This window comes from Streptomyces sp. JLSY215 (assembly GCF_059682825.1).
Map to the genome: position 1 here is coordinate 3,146,232 of NZ_CM185022.1, position 20,138 is coordinate 3,166,369.

17 protein-coding genes and 1 tRNA gene are annotated in these 20,138 nt (G+C 72.1%); 13 read left to right on the plus strand and 5 right to left on the minus strand.

All coding sequences use genetic code 11. From position 1 onward, the window contains the following. Positions 1–288 precede the first annotated feature (288 nt). The 6 genes from AC5677_RS14005 to AC5677_RS14030 all read left to right on the plus strand — a co-directional run bounded on the left by AC5677_RS14005 (position 289) and on the right by AC5677_RS14030 (position 6,175). On the plus strand, positions 289–1,542 hold the full coding sequence (locus tag AC5677_RS14005; protein WP_497195375.1) for a hypothetical protein: 1,254 nt from the start codon (positions 289–291) through the stop codon (positions 1,540–1,542). Beyond that, positions 1,533–3,086 (plus strand): hypothetical protein, encoded by a 1,554-nt coding sequence (locus tag AC5677_RS14010; protein WP_497195376.1) that lies wholly within the window; start codon positions 1,533–1,535, stop codon positions 3,084–3,086. Before AC5677_RS14005 ends, AC5677_RS14010 begins: the two co-directional genes overlap by 10 nt. Continuing rightward, positions 3,083–4,462 (plus strand): AAA domain-containing protein, encoded by a 1,380-nt coding sequence (locus tag AC5677_RS14015; protein WP_497195377.1) that lies wholly within the window; start codon positions 3,083–3,085, stop codon positions 4,460–4,462. The genes AC5677_RS14010 and AC5677_RS14015 overlap by 4 nt, the downstream gene beginning before the upstream one ends. A gap of 268 nt (positions 4,463–4,730) precedes the next feature. Then, complete coding sequence (locus tag AC5677_RS14020; RefSeq protein WP_497195378.1) at positions 4,731–5,114, plus strand: DUF8844 domain-containing protein; 384 nt, start codon at positions 4,731–4,733, stop codon at positions 5,112–5,114. 283 nt (positions 5,115–5,397) lie between these two features. Further along, on the plus strand, positions 5,398–6,045 hold the full coding sequence (locus AC5677_RS14025) for a bifunctional DNA primase/polymerase (RefSeq protein ID WP_497195379.1): 648 nt from the start codon (positions 5,398–5,400) through the stop codon (positions 6,043–6,045). A 56-nt stretch (positions 6,046–6,101) separates the two neighbouring features. Continuing rightward, positions 6,102–6,175 (plus strand) — tRNA-Lys (locus AC5677_RS14030). A 68-nt stretch (positions 6,176–6,243) separates the two neighbouring features. On the opposite strand, the gene AC5677_RS14035 is transcribed toward AC5677_RS14030, so the two are convergent. Beyond that, complete coding sequence (locus tag AC5677_RS14035; protein ID WP_497195380.1) at positions 6,244–7,488, minus strand: M6 family metalloprotease domain-containing protein; 1,245 nt, start codon at positions 7,486–7,488, stop codon at positions 6,244–6,246. A gap of 362 nt (positions 7,489–7,850) precedes the next feature. Here AC5677_RS14035 and AC5677_RS14040 point away from each other — a divergent pair, with 362 nt between their 5' ends. After that, positions 7,851–9,653, plus strand: a complete 1,803-nt coding sequence (locus AC5677_RS14040) for a putative bifunctional diguanylate cyclase/phosphodiesterase (RefSeq protein ID WP_497195381.1) — start codon at positions 7,851–7,853, stop codon at positions 9,651–9,653. An 18-nt stretch (positions 9,654–9,671) separates the two neighbouring features. Here the strand turns inward: AC5677_RS14040 and AC5677_RS14045 are convergent, their stop codons facing one another. From AC5677_RS14045 to AC5677_RS14055, 3 genes are all read right to left on the minus strand, one after another. Beyond that, a complete protein-coding gene (locus AC5677_RS14045) occupies positions 9,672–10,787 on the minus strand; it encodes an LLM class flavin-dependent oxidoreductase (RefSeq protein WP_497195382.1) in 1,116 nt (371 codons plus the stop codon). A 92-nt stretch (positions 10,788–10,879) separates the two neighbouring features. Beyond that, a complete protein-coding gene (locus AC5677_RS14050; protein WP_497195383.1) occupies positions 10,880–11,605 on the minus strand; it encodes a maleate cis-trans isomerase family protein in 726 nt (241 codons plus the stop codon). A gap of 115 nt (positions 11,606–11,720) precedes the next feature. After that, a complete protein-coding gene (locus AC5677_RS14055; RefSeq protein ID WP_497195384.1) occupies positions 11,721–12,632 on the minus strand; it encodes a maleate cis-trans isomerase family protein in 912 nt (303 codons plus the stop codon). 206 nt (positions 12,633–12,838) lie between these two features. Here AC5677_RS14055 and AC5677_RS14060 point away from each other — a divergent pair, with 206 nt between their 5' ends. Together AC5677_RS14060 and AC5677_RS14065 are read left to right on the plus strand one after the other, a co-directional pair. Beyond that, positions 12,839–13,804 carry a D-2-hydroxyacid dehydrogenase gene (locus tag AC5677_RS14060; protein ID WP_497195385.1) on the plus strand — a complete coding sequence of 322 codons (966 nt, stop codon included), beginning with the start codon at positions 12,839–12,841 and terminating at the stop codon, positions 13,802–13,804. Positions 13,805–14,009: 205 nt separating this feature from the next. After that, positions 14,010–15,446, plus strand: a complete 1,437-nt coding sequence (locus tag AC5677_RS14065) for an amidase (RefSeq protein ID WP_497195386.1) — start codon at positions 14,010–14,012, stop codon at positions 15,444–15,446. Positions 15,447–16,023: 577 nt separating this feature from the next. On the opposite strand, the gene AC5677_RS14070 is transcribed toward AC5677_RS14065, so the two are convergent. Further along, complete coding sequence (locus tag AC5677_RS14070; RefSeq protein WP_426798156.1) at positions 16,024–16,524, minus strand: DUF3830 family protein; 501 nt, start codon at positions 16,522–16,524, stop codon at positions 16,024–16,026. 139 nt (positions 16,525–16,663) lie between these two features. Between AC5677_RS14070 and ehuB the strand changes: the two genes are divergently transcribed. The 4 genes from ehuB (at position 16,664) to ehuA (ending at position 19,890) form a co-directional block, all read left to right on the plus strand. Then, complete coding sequence (gene ehuB, locus AC5677_RS14075) at positions 16,664–17,596, plus strand: ectoine/hydroxyectoine ABC transporter substrate-binding protein EhuB (RefSeq protein ID WP_497195387.1); 933 nt, start codon at positions 16,664–16,666, stop codon at positions 17,594–17,596. Continuing rightward, on the plus strand, positions 17,593–18,375 hold the full coding sequence (gene ehuC, locus AC5677_RS14080; protein ID WP_497195388.1) for an ectoine/hydroxyectoine ABC transporter permease subunit EhuC: 783 nt from the start codon (positions 17,593–17,595) through the stop codon (positions 18,373–18,375). The genes ehuB and ehuC overlap by 4 nt, the downstream gene beginning before the upstream one ends. After that, positions 18,372–19,022: an ectoine/hydroxyectoine ABC transporter permease subunit EhuD gene (gene ehuD / locus AC5677_RS14085; RefSeq protein WP_497195389.1), complete on the plus strand. Its 651-nt coding sequence runs from the start codon at positions 18,372–18,374 to the stop codon at positions 19,020–19,022. The genes ehuC and ehuD overlap by 4 nt, the downstream gene beginning before the upstream one ends. 112 nt (positions 19,023–19,134) lie before the next feature. Continuing rightward, a complete protein-coding gene (gene ehuA / locus AC5677_RS14090) occupies positions 19,135–19,890 on the plus strand; it encodes an ectoine/hydroxyectoine ABC transporter ATP-binding protein EhuA (protein ID WP_497196613.1) in 756 nt (251 codons plus the stop codon). The last annotated feature ends 248 nt before the right edge of the window (positions 19,891–20,138 follow it).

Below are 20,138 nucleotides of genomic sequence, written 5' to 3' on the forward strand. Positions count from 1 at the left end.
GTTGATCGCTGGTCGCTGGGGTTCTCGGCGCGGGCGGCGTTGACCGCGGGACGTGGTTCCATCATCGCGCACGGGGTGGATTTGTCCGTAACCGGGGACGACCTCGCCGCCGGGGCCGCCGGGGCCGCCGGGGACGCCGTTCATCGGGCGGCGATCTTCGGGTGGTTCCCCCGCATGGCACGCCCCGCCGTGGCCAACCGGGGCAGGAGCCGCAGCCGATTGCGGTCCGGAGCACGGATCTTCGGGTGGTTGCCCCGCATGTCAGTGGCGGATGCGAGACTTTCGCGGGTGAACGTTTCCCGCGACAGTCGACCCGCGGCGGCCGCACCGCCGGCAGGGCAGCAGACGCCGACACCGAGCCTGCGCCGCCGGCTCACCGAGCTGCGCGGACCCGGTGTGCGGCCCCGTTCGCTCGACGCCCGTGCGCTCGCCGCGCTGGCCGCCAATCCCGGCTGCCGGCGCCGTGCCCTGCTGGACGGCGCGGGGATCGACAAGGGGGCGCTGGCGCAGGCGCTGGGCTCGCCCTCGACATACGGCCAGTCCCAGTTCGCGATCATGCGTGGCATCACCTTCGAGTCGCGGGTGAAGGCCGACGGCGGCGCGGCCCTGATGCGGCTGCTGCACGAGCGGCTGCGGACGGACACCGCCCCGCCGGAGGCCGAGGAGGTATCCGTCCCCGATCTGTCCGCCGCCGGGCCCGAGGGCCGGGCGGCCCGTACGGCGCTGGCGCTGCGCGAGGCGACCGCGGCCGGGGGCTGGGCGCTGCTCGATCATCCGATGCTGGCCGTCGAGGTGGCCGGCTCGCCGGTCTATGTGGAGCCGGATGCGGTGGTGGTGCATCCGGACGGCAGCTGGACGGTCGTGGAGATCAAGTCCTTCCCGATGATCGACGGGGCCGCGGACGCCTCCAAGGTGGGCGAGGCGGCCCGCCAGGCGGCGGTGTATGTGCTCGCGCTCGAGACCGTCGCCGGGCATGTCGCCGCGCGGACCGGGCGCGCGGTGCGGGTGCGCGACCGGGTGCTGCTGGTGTGCCCGAAGGACTTCTCCAACCTGCCCACCGCCGCCGCCGTCGACGTCCGCAAGCAGCTGGCGACGACCCGCCGGCAGCTGACCCGCCTCACCCGCGTCGAGGAGATCGCCGCCGCGCTGCCGCCGGGGACCACCTTCGATCTGCGGCTCGCGGAGGACGGCAGGACGCCGACGCGACCGGCCGAGGAGCTGTCCGAGGCCGTCGAGACGGTCGACGCGGCCTACTCCCCGGAGTGCCTGGCCTCCTGTGAGCTGGCGTTCCACTGCCGTAAGCGGTCCCGTGAGCTGGGGGCCGTGGAGACGCTCGGCCGCGGGGTGCGCGGCGAGCTGGGCGGGCTGCGCACCATCGAGGCCGTCCTCGAGGCGGCCGCCCCCGGTGGCACGCAGGCCGCCAAGGGCCCCGACGACCCGGCCGTGCTCGCCCTGCGCCGGGCGGCCGCGCTGCGCGCCCAGGCGCTGGCCGAGGCGGCGGAGCGGGCCGCCGAACGGGCGGAGGTGCGGGCATGTCCCTGATCCGGACGCTGGCCCGGATGGAGGCGGTGGCGTCGGGCCGCGCCGCGCCGCTGACCACGGTGCGCCACCGCCATCTGTCCGAACGGCCGCTGGTCCTCGTCCCGCTCACGACCGCGGGTGAGGCCGGTGCCCCGCTGGGCATGCTGGTCGGCACGGACCACGAGAAGCCGCAGCTGCTGCTCGTACCGCAGCCTCGCGACCGCGAGTTGCGGTTCGCGTTCCTGGCGGAGCTGGCCGAGTCGGTGCTGCCGTACGTGGACGGCTTCGCGGACGCGGTGGAGTGGGAGGAGCGCAAGGAGACCGACCCGGAGACCGGCAAGCGGGTCCCCGTACAGGTCGAACTGTGCGCGGATGCCCCGCAGTTGATCGTGCCGAGCGCCTCCGGCATCGATTTCGTCCGGCTGCTGGGGCGCTCGATGCGCTTTCGGCGGACGGCCGAGCAGGAGCCGGAGACGCCGTATCCCGCGCCGCCCCATGTCCCGCTGCTGGGCCGCTGGTTCACTCATTTCGGTGAGCGGGCCCGGGTCCCGGGCGCCAGTCTGCTGCTGGCCATGACGGGGCTGCTGAGCGCCCACTGGGCCACCGGGCAGAGCATGCTGGAGGACCAGCACCTGGGCGCGCTGCTCGCCTGGATCGACCCGCCGCCGGGCGAGTCGGGCCAGGCGGCGGCCGAGCGCGCGGAGACGGGGCGCGACGCGGACGGCCAGCTGCTGTGCCCGCCGGCCGGACCGGCCACGGACCCGGCGTTCGACAACCGCCTGCTCTCCCCCGCGATGGCCCGCTACGACGCCGGTCTGCCCGGCGCCGAGGACGAGATCCGCGCGCTGGTGGAAGGCCAGTTGCGGCCGACCTGGGACGCCGTCTGGCGGGGCATCGGACTGCTGCGCGCGCTGCCGCCGGGCACCCGGGTCGCCGACCGCTGGAAGCGCGACCGCTGGTCCTACACCGCGCACCGCGACCGGGTGCGCGCCGGGGAGCCGCCGCAGCCGAGGCGGGACGACGCCATCACCGCCGCCCAGAAGCTGGCTTCCCGGGAGACCGCACAGGCCCAGCTGGACGCCCAGGAGGCCCTGGACGACCCGCTGGTGATGGCGGGGCGGCGACTGTCCGGCGAGGCGATGCGCGGCACGGTCCGGCATGTCGAGATGGCGTTCTCCGAGGGCCGGCGGCCGATGCCGCGCCCGCTGGTCACGCTGCACACCGAGGACCGCCCGCAGCTGTCCGAGAACGCCAAGCTCTACCGTCCGCTGCCCGACGGACGGAGCCAGCCGGCCGAGTTCGTCTCGTACGTGGCCGGGGAGCACGGTGCGCTGGTGGTGCGGCTGACGGGTGGCATGGGGCGCGGCAAGGAGCCGGAGCCCGGTTCGGTGCCGGAGGTGGACGAGACGGTGTCCTGGACGCTGTTCGAGCATTCCCCGCGCGGCGGCCCGGAGTTGCCCGATCCCGAGGACACCCCCTGGACGCACGGCGGGCCGCCGGCCACCGCCGCCGCGGGGGCGCCCGCGGACGCCCCCGACCCCGTGACCCCGGAGGACTTCCTGTGACCCGGCCCGACGGGGGTGCGTCCCTGTTCCTCAAGAACGCGGGCGACCACTCCTTCGACCCCTCGGCCGCGGCCGCCGCCGCGACGGACGCGATCTTGCACAACACGCTCCACGGCACCCGGCGCGGGGTGGTCGTCGACTCCCCGCCCGGCGCGGGCAAGTCCACCCTGGTGGTCCGCGCGGCCCGCGAACTGGCCGCTGCAGGACGCCCGTTGATGGTCGTCGCGCAGACCAACGCCCAGGTGGACGACCTCGTCCTCCGCCTGGCCGACAAGGATCCCCAGCTCCCCGTCGGCCGCCTCCACAGCAGCGATGCCAACGCCTTCGACCCGGCGCTGGCCGAGCTCCCCTCGGTCCGTACGTCCGCGAAGGTCGCGGACCTGGCGGGCATGGACATCGTCGTCTCGACGGCCGCCAAGTGGGCCTACACCAAGGTCGAGACGCCCTGGCAGCACGCCATCGTGGACGAGGCGTACCAGATGCGCTCCGATGCGCTGCTGAGCGTCGCGGGACTGTTCGAGCGGGCCCTGTTCGTCGGCGACCCGGGGCAGCTGGACCCGTTCAGCGTGGTGGGCGCCGACCAGTGGGCGGGGCTGGCGTACGACCCGTCCGCCAGCGCCGTCGCCACGCTCCTGGCCCACAACCCCGATCTGCCGCAGCACCGCCTGCCGGTGTCCTGGCGGCTGCCCGCCTCCGCCGCGCCCCTGGTCTCCGACGCGTTCTACCCGTACACCCCCTTCCGCAGCGGCACGGACCACGGCGACCGCCGGCTGGCCTTCGGGGTGGCCGGGGACGGCTCGGGGGTGGACCGGGTGCTGGACGAGGCCGCCGAGTCCGGCTGGGGGCTGCTCGAACTACCCGCCCGCCATACGCCCCGCACGGACCCGGAGGCGGTGCGCGCGGTGGCCCTGGTGGCGCGCCGGCTGCTCGACCGCGGGGGCGCCGCGACCAGCGAGAACTCCCCCGGTCCGGTGCCACTGACGGCCGACCGGATCGCGGTCGGCACGGCCCATCGCGACCAGGCTGCGGCGGTCCGCGCCGCGCTCGCCGAGCTCGGCGTGCACGGCGTCACGGTGGACACCGCCAACCGCCTCCAGGGCCGCGAGTTCGATGTCACGGTCGTCCTGCACCCGCTCTCCGGCCGCCCCGACGCCACGGCCTTCCATCTGGAGACCGGCCGGCTGTGCGTCCTCGCCTCCCGCCACCGCCACGCCTGCATCGTGGTGTGCCGGGAGGGCGTCGCCGAGCTGCTGGACGAGCATCCCTCCACCGAGCCGGTGCAGCTGGGCGTCACGGTCAAGTTCCCGGACGGCTGGGAGGCCAACCACGCCGTGCTGGCGCATCTGTCGGAGCACCGGGTGGTGTGGCGGCCCTGAGGGCCGCCAGACCAACTCAACTGCCAAGTCCCGGCGCCTGCGCCTTACGCAAGGCGGGACAGTGACTCCGCTCCCCTCACGCCTGGGAGGGGGCTTCCAACCTGTGGGGTTGCGGTCCAGCCCGAACCGATCCCCTTACGGGACAGTCCGACTCTAGGGCGCTCGGCACAGCCCGACTGGTGGTTCGCGTGCACCCTTGCCCGAAAGGGTGAGTCCCGCGAGACAATGGCTGTTGGAACGCGGCAGACAATCCTGGAGGTTCATACACATGCCCGAGCCCCACCCGGCTGCCGACTCCCGCGGTACAGCGCCGGCACCCCGGCGCAGGAGGCCCTCGTCGCTGATCTTCGAGCCGCCCGAGGCAGTCGCCGACCCCGAGCACTTCTTCGACCTGGAGTCGATGGAGGACCCGCACGAGCTGCTGCGCCGCTCCACGGAGCTGGCGCTGGCCTTCCGCGTGGCGGCCGACCGCGCCACGGAGTATCAGGCGATGGCGGCGGCCCAGCTGGCCGACCCGCGGCGTTTCGACCGGACGCCGCTGCCCGTGCTCGCCGAGCAGGCGGACTGGTCCGAGGACTACGCGCAGAAGATGATCGAGTTCGGCCGCGGTCTGCTGCGGGACGGCGGCACCCACATCGGCGACGCCGACTGAGCGCCGGCCGGCACGTCCCGCACGTACCGTTCGTCACACCCGCCCCAGGACGGCTCATGGTCCATGATCATGGGCCGCTGGCATATGCAAAGCGGGCAAGATACTCGGCCTCGCGCCACCCTGTCCCGGATTCCGGCAATCCACGTCACCGCAACGCGGGAAATGGGTAGACCTGTCCCATGAGCGAGCGAAGCGAGCGGACAACCAGGAGGTGCGCGCCTCGCCAATGCGAGGCGAGCGAAGCGTGGGGGTACCCCCGGCCGCAGGCTGGGGGAGTCTCGGCATGAGCGACTGGCTGCCCGACACCCCCCGGACCCTTACGTTCCCCACAGCGGCGTACGTCACCCTGGCGGGCGCCGACTGGCTCGCCTCCGCCAGCCCTCATCCGGACACCGTCCAGGCCCTGTGGGCCACCCAGCCCGCCGCCCCCAGCGTGCTGCCGTGCGGCACCGTCTTCGATGTGATCAACGCCCCCGCGCTGTTCGGCCGCCACATGGTGGACCGGTTATGGTCCGCGGGCCCCGGCTCGGGGCCGGTGGCGGCGCACCGCGGCCGCATCCTGCTGTTCGCCGCCCCCGGCACCGCCCAGCGGCTGCCGTCGCTGCTCGGCTGGGAGGAATGGGCGCGCGCCGTGCCGCCGCTGCTGTGCCACGGCAGCGGGGACGCGGTGACGGTCCCGCCGCTGCACCCGTGTCACGCCCCGCTCACCCCCGTCACCCCTGCCGGTGCGGACGCCGAGGATGCCGAGGACGCCGAGAGCATGGCCGCCCCGGCCGCCTCGCGGTGGCTGGTCGCCCCGGACGTCCGCGCCCCGTGGCTGCCCGGTCCCGACGTACTGCTGTGGGCCTGCGTCCGGGCGGCCCGCTGGGCGGCCGACGAGGAGCGCGAAGCCGCACCTCAGGGCCCGGTTCCGGCGCTGACCCCGGGCTGAGGGAAACCGATTTTTGCCCTCCCCGGACCGGATGCTAATGTTTCCTCCGTCAGCAGGCGCCGCTAGCTCAGTTGGTTAGAGCAGCTGACTCTTAATCAGCGGGTCCGGGGTTCGAGTCCCTGGCGGCGCACCGACAGTCGAAGGCCCCCACCTCGGTGGGGGCCTTCGTCATGGCCGGGCATCGTGCGCGGGCGCCGTTCAGTCGCGGGCCACTTTGACCGTCCAGTCGCCGTCCGCGCCGCGCCCCTCGACCTGGATCCGTACCCCGTCGTCCACGTCGTGCAGGCTCTCCCCCACGTCCAGCGGCGCGTCCGCGAGCGGCGGGTAGACGGAGGTGCCCCAGCAGGCCGCGGTGCCCGGGTGCCCGTCCAGTACGTGGACCGGCCCCGACCCGGAGGCCCTATCGCCCTGCACGCGGTAGACCAGGACGCCCTGGCTGCAAACCGAACGGTCGTTGCCGACGGCGCCGCGGGCCTCGATGGCGAGCGCGCTCTCCGGGCCCGTGCGGATCACCAGCAGCCGCGAGCGGCGGTCATCGCCCGGCTCCATGGGGGCGGACAGGGTCCGCAGCGAGTGCAGCGACGGCGCACGGGTCAGCGGCGTGCAGTCGACCTGCCCTTCGCCGAGCCAGCCGAGTTTCCACTTGTGCCAGGCGAAGGGGTCGGGCGCCAGGCCGAACTGGCTGCCCATGAGGTCCCAGTCGCCGACGTAGGTGTCCCAGTCGCCCTTGCCGTTGCCCGGCCGGTGGTAGAGGTCCGGCAGGTCGAAGACGTGGCCGGTCTCGTGGGCGAGGACGTTGCGGTCCGGCGGGCTCTTTTCGAAGACGGTCACGAAGCGGCGCAGATCGGTGTGGTCGGCGTGCATCGGCTCATCCAGATTGACGACCTTGGTGGCGTCCGAGTCGACGCCCGGGGCGTCCGGGTCCGCGACGAAATAGACCAGGTCGTAGCGGCTGAAGTCCACCGAGGAGTCCGCGGCGGCGACCGCGTCGCGCAGATACGCCAGACGGCGGCCGGCGGCCCAGTCGCGCTGTATTCCGTAGGCCGAGGACCGGTGCGGCATCTGCACCCACTTCCCGTGGAGGTGCGAACGCAGCCGGAACTTGCCGTACGAGGCGCGGTCGAAGAAGTGGGAAGTGGCCGGGAAGTAGTCCTTGGACAGCTCGCCCGGCCGGGCGGTGGGGCGTGAGTCCGGGAAGGACAGAAAGATCATCACGGCGTCGAGGGAGCCGGCGGGGCGGGGGTAGGAGCCGTTCCAGCTGTCCAGGCCCTCGGAGTGGTGGGCGTCGGTGCGTCCCAGCGCGCAGGCGGCGGCGGCCTCGGAGGCGGTGGCGGGCCCCGCGATGATGGAGGTCGCGATCAGCGCGCTCAGCGAGGTGGCGACGGCGGCAAGGCGCCGAAGGCGACGGCGCTCCACCCCGTCGGGTGTCCGGTCGCGCACCACATCGACCTCCAGGGACGGAATCGGAAGACGCCACCCACCCTGTGCCGTTCGCCGGTCGTTCGTCCTGTTCGGGGGCCCAGACGAGTGACCGGCCGGGCCTCCACCACTCCGTAACGGAAAGTGACAAGCGACCAAGCGCGCAAGCAGCACGAACAGAGTCGTTCAGAAATGGCTGAACTTCCGTCATGCGTGCCGATGATCACGGCTGCGTCGCTGGATCGGCCGTTGCACCAGCCTCTATGATCGCCACACTTTCCAGCGCGAGATCCACCCTCCATCACGAGACAAGCGCCATGCGGGAGCGAGCAGTGAGCGGACACCCCGACAGTACGGGCCGCACGCCCGGAGCGACGCTGCCATCCGTGACGGAACGTGACGGTCGGACCAAAGGATCCGGCGGTACGCGACAGGGCCCCCTCGGCCGCTGCAACGACACCGCCGCCGCACTCGGCGACTACCGCGCCGCCTTCCGCGCCGCCCGCCTCCCGATGGCCGTCCTCAACCGCGACGGCCTGGTCCTCGCCGCCAACCCCGCCTTCGGCGAACTGGTCGGCGCCGACCCGGACGAGCTGGTCGCCGCCACCGCCGCGGACCTCACCGACCTCGGGGCGGACCCGCGGGTGTGGACCGCCTACCGCGAGGTGCTGTGCGGCCGCAGCGACCGGATGCGCTGCACCCGCCGCCTCAAACACCGCGACGGGCACTCCGTCTGGGTGGAGGTGACGGTCGAACCGCAGATGGGTGAGGACCGGGTGCTGCTGTCGGTGGCCGACATCAGCGACCGGCACGATCTGCTGGCCCGGCTGCGGCACCTGCAGATGCACGACCCGGTGACCCGGCTGCCCAACCGCGCGCTCTTCTTCGAACGGCTCTCCGCCGCCCTGGAGGCGGCCGCCTTCGAGCCGGCCGGCACCGGGCGGATCGGGCTGTGCTACCTCGACCTGGACGGTTTCAAGGCCGTCAACGACACCCTCGGGCACCGGGTCGGGGACCGGCTGCTGAGCGCGGTCGCCCAGCGGCTGACCCGCTGCGCGGAGACGGTCGGCGACCGCGGTCCGGGCCACGGCGGCCATCTGGTGGCCCGGCTCGGCGGCGATGAATTCGCCCTTCTGGTGGAGGACTCCACCGGCACCGACCAGCTGGCCGAGCTGGCCCGGTGTGTGCTGGACGCGCTGCAGCGGCCGTTCGACCTGGCCGGGCAGCGGCTGTCGGTCTCGGCGAGCATCGGCGTCGTCGAGCGGGCCGCCGCCGGCACCACCGCCACCGGTCTGATGCAGGCCGCGGACACCACGCTGTTCTGGGCCAAGGAGGACGGCAAGGCCCGCTGGACCCTCTTCGACCCCGAGCGCAACGCCCACCGCATGACCCGCCAGGCGCTGTCCAGCACGCTCCGCCCGGCCGTCGACCGCGGCGAATTCACCCTGGAGTACCAGCCGCTGGTCGGACTCGGTGACGGCCGGGCGCAGGGCGTCGAGGCGCTGGTGCGCTGGCGGCATCCGCAGTTCGGGATGCTGTCGCCGAATCGGTTCATCGCCCTGGCGGAGGAGAACGGCGCGATCGTCGAACTGGGCCGCTGGGTCCTGGAGCGGGCCTGCCACCAGGCCCGCGCCTGGCAGCTGGCGCACCCCGGCGGCGAGCCGCTGTTCGTCAGCGTCAATGTGGCCGTACGTCAGGTGTGGGACTCCGACCTGGTCGCGGACGTGGCCGGGATCCTGGCCGAGACGGGCCTGCCGCCGCATCTGCTCCAGCTGGAGCTGACCGAGTCCGCGGTGATGGGCTCGGCCGGACGGCCCCTGCAGGCCCTTCAGGCGCTCAGCGACATGGGCGTGCGGATCGCCATCGACGACTTCGGCACCGGCTACTCCAACCTCGCCTACCTCAGCCGCCTCCCCGTCTCCGTCCTCAAACTGGACGGCTCCTTCGTCCACGGCTTCCGCTCCCGGGAGCATCCCAACCCGGCCGACGAGATGATCGTCGAGGCGCTCGTCGCCCTCGCCCACCGCCTCGGCCTCACCGTCACCGCCGAATGCGTGGAGAGCGCCGAACAGGCGGAGCGGCTGCGGCGGATCGGCTGCGACACCGGGCAGGGCTGGCTCTACTCCCGGCCGGTGGCCCCGGACCGGGTGGAGGCCCTGCTGGACGCGGGGCGGCGGCCGGGGAGCTGAGCGCGGCGGCCGCCCGGCTCAGCCCTGCGGCAGCCCGTACGCATCCGCTATCAGGTCGTACGACCTCAGCCGGGCCGCGCCGCTGTGCGCATTGGCGGTGATCATCAGCTCGTCCGCGCCGGTGCGCTTGGCGAGGTCGTCCAGGCCCTGGCGGACGGTGTCGGGGGTGCCGTGGATGACGTTGCCGAGCCAGCTGTCGACGAAGTCGCGCTCGCGGTCGCTGAAGTCGTGGGCGGCGGCTTCCTCGGGGGTGGGGACCAGCCCCGGGCGGCCCGTGCGGAGGCGGAGCATCGACAGGGCGCCGGTCATGACCTGGCGGCGGGCCTCGCGCTCGTCCTCGGCGGCCAGGGCCGCGACGCCGATGAGGGCGTACGGCTCGGCGAGCACCTCGGAGGGGCGGAAGGAGGAGCGGTAGAGGTCGAGGGCGGGGACGGTGTTGGCAGCGGAGAAGTGGTGCGCGAAGGCGAACGGCAGGCCGAGGGCGCCGGCGAGCTGGGCGCTGAAGCCGGAGGAGCCGAGCAGCCACAGCGGCGGGCGGTGCGGGGACTGGACGCCGCCGGGCGAGGTGGCCTGCACCGGGCCGGGGACGGCGTGGATCTTGGCGTACGGATGGCCGTCGGGGAAGGAGTCGTCCAGGAAGCGGGTCAACTCCAGGAGCTGCTGGGGGAACTCATCGGCGCCTTCGTGCAGCCGCTCGGTCCGCCGGAGTGCGGCCGCGGTGGCGCCGTCCGTGCCCGGCGCCCGGCCCAGGCCCAGGTCGATCCGGCCGGGGGCCATCGCCTCCAGGGTGCCGAACTGCTCGGCGATGACCAGCGGCGCGTGGTTGGGGAGCATGACGCCGCCGGAGCCGAGCCGGATGGCGGAGGTGTGCGCGGCGAGGTGGGCGAGCAGCACGGCGGGCGAGGAGGACGCGACGCCGGGCATGGAGTGGTGCTCGGCGACCCAGTAGCGGTGGAAGCCGCGGCGCTCTGCCGTACGGGCAATGTCGACGGCGGTGTGTACGGCGCCGGTGGCGGTGTTGCCGGCGCCGACGGTCACCAGGTCGAGTACGGACAGGGGGACGGGGGCGGTGCCCCGGGCGGTGCCCCGGATGCCGTCGTCGCTGCCCGGGGTGCGGTCCGCTGCGCCACTCACGGTCTGGTCCTCCTCGCGTCGTGCTGGTCTGCGAGGGGGTCAACCGGAGCGCTTCTCCGATTATTCCGGCGCCGGGCCGGGGTTCCGTACGGCTAGGCGTGCGCGGCCCGTGCGAAGAGCGTGCCCAGTGGCGGGCAGGAGATCTCGCGGTCGAGCAGCCGCAGCCCTTCCCAGACCGTGACCTGATTGGCGGTGAGGACCGGTTTGCCCAGCTCGGCTTCGAGGTCGGGCAGATACGCCGCGGTGTGCAGGGCGGTGTCCGGGAGCAGCACCGCCTCGGCATCGGGATGATCGCCGGCCCGCGCGAGCGCCAGCACCTCCGCGCGGCCCCAGGTGCCGACCTCGGCTGCGGTGATGATGCCGCTGCCGCGGGTCGAGACGACCTCCGTGCCGGCGGACTTCAGGAACGCGCGGAAGTGCTCGGCCACGTCCTCGGGGTACGTGGCGGCGATCGCGACCCGGTGCGCGCCGAGCGCCTGGACGGCGTGCGCGAAGGCGAAGGACGTACTGGAGGCGGGCAGGCCGGCGGTGGCCGACAGCTCCCGCACCTGTTCGTGGGCGCCTTCCCAGCCGAAGACGAAGCTGGCGCTCGTACAGGCCCAGACGACGGCTTCGGCGCCGCGTTCGCGGAGCTCGTCGACGCCGGCCGCGAGCCGGGCGGCGGTGCCCATCTCCAGGAGCGCGTCGACCCGGTGGGCGTCCTCGCCGATATCGGTGTGGACGAGCGGGAGCCGGACCGCGCCGCCGAGCAGCGCTTCCAGCCGGGGGTAGTCGTCCTCCGCGGAGTGACCCGGGTAGAGGAAGCCGACCGATGCCATTCAGGTCTCTCTTTCGTGTAGGGCGGTGGGTGCGGGTGTCCGGATGAGGGCTGCCGGCGGTGGGGCCGCCGGCAGCCCGGGGCGGGTGCGGGGAGGGGACCGGTCCGGACCGGCCTCAGACCGGAGGCTGGGGTCCGGGGTCCTCGGGCAGGAAGGGCGGCGGCTCGGCGCCGTCACCCACCTCCCCGTCAAGAGGCGCGACCGGCACGGCGAACGCGGCCTCGGGCGTCGCCCCGGGCCTGCTCTCCGGGACGGCGGCCCCCGACCCGGTCATCGCGGCGGGGCCGCGCCGCGCCACCGGGTCGAGCAGCGCCTGATACGGGCCCACCGCATAGGCGCCGATGGCGCGCAGCGCGGCCCACATCGTGACCTGGTTGGCGGACAGTACGGGCATCCGCAGCTCGGCCTCCAGCTGCGGGATGACGTCGTAGGTCGGCAGGTTCGTGCAGCTGATGAACAGCGCGTCGGCCGCGCCGACCACGGCGGTGCGGGCCATGTCGACGACGTCGCGGTAGGGAACCTTCCAGATGTGCCGGGTCAGTCCGAGGTAGGCGCGGCCGGTGACCGTGATGCCCGCCTCGCCGAGATAGTCCTCCAGGGAGTCGGTGACCGATTTGGTGTACGGGGTCACCACCGCGATGCGCCGTGCGTCGATCTCGCGCAGCGCTTCGAGGAGGGCGCCCGATGTGGTGAGGGAGGGCACCTCCCCCGCCTGGGCCATGGCGGCACACATGGCCCGCTCGCCCGCCACACCTCCGACGAAGCTGCCGGAGGTGCAGGCATAGGAGATGACCTGCGGGGAGATCGCGCAGAGTGCCTGCACGGCGGCCTGCAGGGTTTCGTGCTCGCTGACCATACGGGCCAGATCGAGGCTGACCTCGACGGGCACGAAGGGAGTCCGGGTGAGGTGGAGGGACACATCGTCGGGCACCCAACGCCAGAGCTCGCGGTCGAGCGCGAAGTCGAAGGGTGCGACGACGCCCACGCCGAGCTGCGGCTGTGGGCCTCCGAGAAAAGAGACGTCCATGAAGGCCCCTAGAAACGAAGGGGGTGGAGTGGCCAGGCCAGTGGCCGGGGGAAGTGGTGCAGCCGGTGCGTGCCGGGACGTCGGGACAGAGCCGTTGTTGACACGGTAGATACGACTTCTTAGCGTGGTCAATCCTCGCATCTCAGGCATCTGTCGGCGCCCTTTTCCTTAATACTGGGCACACGTTTCAGAACGGTTTCTGGCCTATGTCCGAAAGCACCGTACTTGTCCTTGGTTCCGACCCGGCGCCGAAGCTGGACCGCCTGACCGGCCGGACCCGGGTGATCTATACCGACGAGGCCTCGCTCGCCGGCCTACTCCCCTCCGCCGATGTGCTGTTGGCCTGGGATTTCACCTCCGACGCGATCCGCGAGGCCTGGCCGGAGGAGGGCCCCAGGCCCGGGTGGGTGCACACCGCCAGCGCCGGCGTGGACCAGCTGCTGTGCCCGGCGCTGATCGCCGACGACACGCTGGTGACCAATGCGCGGGGCGTCTTCGAGCAGCCGATCGCCGAGTACGTCGCCGGCCTGGTGATCGCCATGGCCAAAGATTTCTATGGAAGTTGGGAGCTCCAGCGGCAGCGGCGGTGGCAGCACCGCGAAACCATCCGGGTGGCGGGCACCCGAGCGGTCGTGGTGGGCTCCGGACCGATCGGCCGGGCCATCGGCAGCACCCTGATGGCACTGGGTGTCAAGGTCGACCTGGTCGGCCGCCGGGCGCGCCCGGACGATCCGGAATTCGGCCTCGTCCACCCGGGTGAGGCGCTGAACGGCCTGCTGCCCCACGCCGATTGGGTGGTCTGCGCGGCGCCCCTGACGGAGGCCACCCGCGGGATGTTCGGCAAGGAGGCGTTCGCCCTGATGCCGCCGCGGGCGCGGTTCATCAACATCGGGCGCGGCCCCCTGGTCGTCGAGGACGAGCTGGTGGCGGCGCTGCGCGGCTGGCGGATCGCGGCCGCCGCGCTGGACGTCTTCGAGCAGGAGCCGCTGGCCGCCGACAGCTCCCTGTGGGACGTCCCGCACCTGATCGTCTCGCCGCACATGAGCGGGGACACGCTGGGCTGGCGGGACGCGCTCGCCGAGCAGTTCCAGGACAACTTCGATCTGTGGGCGGCCGGCCGGCCGCTCCGCAACGTCGTCGACAAGCGGCTGGGGTACGTACCGGTGCGGTGACCCCCGCGACGCCCCTCCCCCTCGTCGGCAAGGGGGATTTCCGACGCACGCCGCCCGGTGACCCAGCGGGCCGCCGGGCCCTACGCGATCACCACGGGCCGGAGGGGGACCGGCCCGGATCGCAGTGACGTACCGCTGACGGCGCGGCCGTCGGTTCCGCCCCGCCCGCCGCCTCGTCCCGGGGCGGCCAACGCTCGGAGGACGCATGACGAACGGACCGGCCCCCACCCACCTCGCCGACCTCACCGCCGCACAGCTCACCGCCGGGTACGCGGCCGGTGAGTTCTCCCCCGTCGAGGCCACCCGGGCCGTCCTGGAGCGCGCCGCGGCCGCCCACTCCCGCACGAACTGCTTCACCCGGATCACCGCCGATGCGGCGCTGGCCGAGGCCGCGGAGTCGGCGGAGCGCTGGCGGTCGGGGACGCCCGCGGGTCCGGTGGACGGGGTGCCGGTCACCGTCAAGGACGTCCTGCTGACCCGCGGTACGCCGACGCTGCGCGGGTCGCGGACGGTGGACGAGGAGGGCGCGGCGTGGGACGAGGACGCGCCGTCGGTGGCCCGGCTGCGGGAGGCCGGCGCGGTGTTCGTGGGCAAGACCACCACCCCGGAGTTCGGCTGGAAGGGCGTCACGGACAGCCCGCGGCACGGGGTGACGGGCAATCCCTACGACCCGGAGCGCACCGCGGGCGGCTCCAGCGGCGGCAGTGCGGCGGCGGTGGCGCTGGGCGCGGGCCCACTGAGCCTGGGGACGGACGGCGGCGGCTCGGTCCGGATCCCGGCCTCCTTCTGCGGGATCTTCGCCCTCAAGGCCACGTACGGGCGGGTCCCGCACTACCCGGCAAGCCCCTTCGGGACGCTGGCCCATGTCGGGCCGATGACCCGGGACGCGGCGGACGCGGCGCTGATGATGGATGTGATCTGCGGGCCGGACTGGCGGGACTGGTCGCAGCTGGGGCCGGTGGCCGGGTCCTTCCGCGCGGCGCTGGACGAGCCGATCGCGGGGCTGCGGGTGGCGTTCAGTCCGTCGCTGGGCTGGGATGTGCCGGTGGCCCCGGAGGTCGCGGCGGCGGTCCGTACGGCCGTCGGGACGCTCGCCGGGCTGGGCGCGGTGATCGAGGAGATCGACCCGGGCATCGCGGACCCCGTGGCGGCGTTCCACACGCTGTGGTTCAGCGGGGCGGCGCGGGTCGTGCAGCACCTGGACGACGCCGGGCGCGAGCTGCTGGACCCGGGGCTGCGGGAGATCTGCGAGCAGGGCGCGGGCTACAGCGCGCTGGACTATCTGGCGGCGGTCGACGCGCGGATGGCGCTCGGCCAGGCGATGGGGCGCTTCCACAGCGCGTACGACCTGCTGGTGACGCCGACCGAGCCGATCACGGCCTTCGAGGCGGGCGCGGAGGTACCGAAGGGATCCGGCCATGCCCGCTGGACCGGCTGGACGCCGTTCACCTATCCGTTCAACATGACGCAGCAACCCGCCGCGACCCTGCCCTGCGGGGTGGACGGCGACGGACTGCCGATCGGCGTGCAGCTGGTGGGCGCGCGACACGCGGACGCGCTGGTGTTGCGCGCCGCCCACGCGCTCTACGAGGCGGGGGCCGCCGCGATCCCTGCGCCCCCTGGACCGGGCTCTGCTTCCTAGGTGGCGGCTCGTCGGTCACGGGGGGGGAGCGAGCCGATCAGCGTGGGGCAACGACTGACCACCTGATGGACCGGCCGATCCCGCGGTGCGCGAGCCGATGGCGTGGCGCGCCGTGCGATCACCCGGTGGGCCGGCCGGGCCCGCGGTGAATGACCTGCTCGAGCATGCGGTGAGCCGCTCGATTGCGTGGCGCACCGGCCGACTACGTGACGCACCGGTCAACCGCGGCGCGCCGGCTCTCGCCCGGCGCGCCGGGTCGATCGCGTGATGCGCCGGGTCGATCACTGACGCACCGCTCGGTCCCGCGGTGGGGCACTCGGTCCCGCGGTGGGCCGATCGGTCCCATGGCGGACGGGTCGGTCCCGTGGCGGAGCGGGGTGCTCCGTGGCGAACGGAGCGACCTCGTGGCGAACGGGTCGATCTCGTGGCGAAACCGAGTCGGCTCCATGGCGGACGGGGTCGCCCCCCCCTCCCGTGATGCACCCCGGGAATACCGCCCCGCCCCCGCCACGTTGAGGCCCGCAAGGGGCGCGCGCGTCCCCTAGGGGATCCGTTCGCCGCGCCCCTAGGGCGCGCCCTACGCCCGGCGGAAGTTGAGGGTCTCGCCCAGGGCTCCGGCCCGCCACAGGTCCTGGCAGGCGTCGGCCATCCGGTCCAGGCCGTCGACGACCGCGCCCCAGACGATGCCCGGCACCCAGCCCGCGTCGCCGTTGATCAGCAGGTTGTTGCGCTCGTAGAAGAGTGCGAGGTCCACGACGGTGGCGCGGCCCTGGTGTTTGGCTTCCTGCTCGTAGCCGTAGGAAGCGGTGCCCAATTGGGTGTCGCTGAAGGTGAAATAGCACAGATCGCCGGGGATCGGGGTGATCGTCGGATTCTCCAGCGGCGGCTCCTGCGGAGCGAAGGGCGGAACGAGGGTGTAGATCTCGTTCCGGGCGTACTTGGCGTGGTAGACGTCGCCGCCGAGCGGGAGCGCGTCCCAGACGGCGTTGCAGGTGATCGGCGCGCGGTCGTCGAGCAACTTGGCCGTGCAGCTGACGCCGCGCTTGTCCAGGGAGACTTCGATGAAGCGATCGGTCATGCCCCGATCGTAGGGGGGCAATACCGGCCAACGGAACAACTCTCACCGCTCGTATCAGCAGTACTTGTATTGCCCCGCTTACATCAAGGGCCGGAAACGATCGGCATATATGCAAAGGGTTTCGGGTAGTCGCGCGCCCATGGCTCCACCACAGGGGAAGACCTCAAAAACCGAAGAACGATCAACAAGCGGCATCCGTCGCCGCTCGCTGCTCGCGGGGGTAGCGGCGCTCGGCGCAGTGGGTGCGATAGGGGCGACCAGTGCCTGCAGTCGGGTGTCGACGACCCAGGCCAGCGACGGCGGGCATCTGCTGGAGCGGCTGCGCGCGAAGGGCTCGGTGACGCTGGGGCTGGCGGGCGAGAAACCGTACGGCTACATCGGCACGGACGGCAAGATGACCGGTTCGGCACCCGTTATCGCCAAGACAATCTTCAAACGGCTCGGTGTGCCCAAGGTCGAGCCTTTTCCGACCGATTTCGGCTCGCTGATCGCCGGGTTGCGTTCCCAGCAGTTCGATGTGGTCGCGGCCGGGATGTACATCAAACCGGACCGCTGCGAACAGGTCATCTTCGCCGATCCCGAATACCAGATGCTGGACGCGTTCATCGTCCGCAAGGGAAATCCGCTCAAGCTCCGCACCTACAAGGACATCGCCCGGACCGGGGCAAAGATGGCCACGGGCGTCGGATACGCCGAAATCGAATACGCCAAGGAAGCCGGCGTCAAGAACATCACCACGCTGCCGGACCAGCTGGCGGGTCTGCTCGCCGTGGAGCAGGGCCGGGTGGATGTGTTCGTCGGTACGGCCGTGACCGTGCGGAACGTCGTGCGGGACTCGAAGACCACCAAGGCGGAGGCGACCCCCGAGGTCACCCCGTACGTGAAGGGCAAGCCGATCATCGATGTCGGCGCCTTCGCGTTCCGCACGCCGGAGACGAATCTGCGCGATGCGTTCAACCGCGAGCTGCACAAGATGAAGAAGTCCGGCGAACTCCTGGAGCTCATGCGGCCCTTCGGTTTCACGAAGGAACAGATGACGAAGATCACCGCCAAGGAGAAGTGCCGGCCATGAGCGATATCACCTGGGGTTTGTGGAAACTCCTCCTCAACGGCGTATGGGTCACCGTCCAGTTGACCGTCTACAGCGCGGCACTCGGCGTGGTGGTGGCCTTCGTGATCGGTATCGCGCGCACCCACCGGCTGCGGATCGTGCGGTTCCTCTCCGGCGCCTATTTCGAGATCTTCCGTGGTACCTCCGCGTTGATCCTGATGTTCTGGGTGTTCTTCGTGGTGCCGGTGGCCTTCGGCTGGCAGCTCGTCCAGATGTGGGCGGCGGTCCTGACGCTGGGCCTGACCTACGGCGCGTACGGCTCCGAGATCGTCCGCGGAGCCATTGCGGCGGTCTCCCCCGGACAGCGCGAGGCAGGCATCGCGCTCAGCTTCTCGCCGACTCAGCAGCTGCGGAAGATCATCCTGCCGCAGGCCTGGCCGGAGATGGTCCCGCCGTTCAACAACCTCCTGATCGAGCTGCTCAAGGGCACCGCGCTGGTGTCACTCCTGGGCGTCCCGGACATCACCTTCGGCGCGCAGCTGGTGCGCAATGCGACCGCGCAGAGCGCGCCCGTCTACACGATCATCCTCGTCATGTACTTCGTCCTGGCCTTTGTGCTGACCCGGGGCATGCGCGTGGTGGAGCGGCACGCCAAGGCAGGTATCGGCCAGGCCCCGCCGAAGCGGGCCGGTCTGACATCGAAGTTGAGCGTCGGCAAGCAGTCGAGCCCGATCGGCCCGGTGGCCCGTACGGCCACCAGCCCGGCGACCGGTACCGCAGCGGAGGGTGACGTCCGATGAAGTTCGACTGGTCCGCGGTCGGCGACTTCATGCCGATGTTCTGGAAGGGCGTACTGGTCACCCTTGAGGTGCTGGCGCTCGGGTCGCTGATGGCCTTCGCGCTCGGTCTCGTATGGGCACTGGCGCAGCGCTCCTCTCTCAAGGCGGTACGCCTCCCGGTGGTCGCGATCACCGAGTTCGTCCGCAACACCCCGCTGCTGGTGCAGCTGTTCTTCCTCTACTACGTCATGCCCGAGTGGGGCATCACGCTGACCGCCATGGTCACCGGCGTGATCGGGCTGGGCCTGCACTACTCGACGTACACCGCCGAGGTCTACCGCGCCGGCATCGACGGCGTGCCGGTCGGCCAGTGGGAGGCCGCGACCGCGCTGAGCCTGCCGCGCAGCCGCACCTGGATCGCGGTGATCCTGCCGCAGGCGGTCCGCCGGGTCGCTCCGGCGCTGGGCAATTACGTCATCGCGATGCTGAAGGACTCACCGATGCTCATCGGCATCGGTGTGCTGGAAATGCTGGGCGAGGCAAAGCAGTTCTCCGCCCAGACCTTCCAGACCACCGAGCCCTACACCGTCGTCGGTATCGCCTTCATCCTCATCGCCTACCCCGCTTCTCTTCTCCTGCGAGCCCTGGAGCGTCGCCTTGTCCGCTGACAGCACTTCCCCCACTCCCAAGAACACCGCGAGCGGACAGGACGTTGCGTCCACGGCCGCTTCCGGAGCCACCTCGGGCGAGAGCGCCAACCCGGCGGTCGACGGCAGCGAGCTGATCCGCTTCGACAAGGTCACCAAGCGCTTCGGTTCACACACCGTCCTCGACTCGCTGGACATGAAGGTCTACTCCGGCAAGCACGTCACGCTGATCGGCCCCTCCGGCTCCGGCAAGACCACGATCCTGCGGCTGATGATGACGCTGCTGAAGCCGGACGAGGGCACCATCACGCTCAACGGTGAATACCTCACGCACGAGAAGAAGGGCGACAAGCTCGTCCCGGCGAGCGACAAGTACAGCCGCCAGGTGCGCAAGAACATCGGCATGGTCTTCCAGCAGTTCAACCTCTTCCCCAACATGAAGGTGCTGCGGAACATCACCGAGGCGCCGGTCCATGTCCTGGGGCTGGACAAGGACGCCGCGGAGGAGCGGGCCCGCGAACTGCTGGACCTGGTGGGCCTGACCGAGCACCTCGACAAGTACCCCACCCAGCTCTCCGGCGGCCAGCAGCAGCGGGTCGCCATCGCGCGGGCACTGGCGATGCGGCCGCAGGTGCTGCTGCTGGACGAGGTGACGTCCGCGCTCGACCCGGAGCTGGTGGCCGGTGTGCTGGACGTCCTGCGGGACATCGCGCACACCACGGACATCACGATGCTCTGCGTCACGCACGAGATGAACTTCGCCCGGGACATCTCCGACTGCGTGATGATGTTCGACGCCGGCCGGGTCATCGAGTTCGGCCCGCCGGAGCAGATCTTCACGGACCCGGAGCACGAGCGGACGCGGGAGTTCCTGAGCGCGGTGCTGTAGAGCGGTGCCGTGGCGGCGGGTGCCGTAGCGATGTCCTAGCGGCCGCGGTGCTGCGCGCAGATGGCGGGATGGGGCAACTGGGACTCGTGCGACACGCGTGACCACTGCCCCCGCCGTTGCCACCGATGCGCCCCCGGCGCACGCCCAAGCGCCTTCATATGCGCCCCCGTGCCACGTAAAACGGAGCCCGGCCCTCACCGAAGGGCCGGGCTTCGGCACGTCATGGGGTACCGACCCGGCGCACCGGC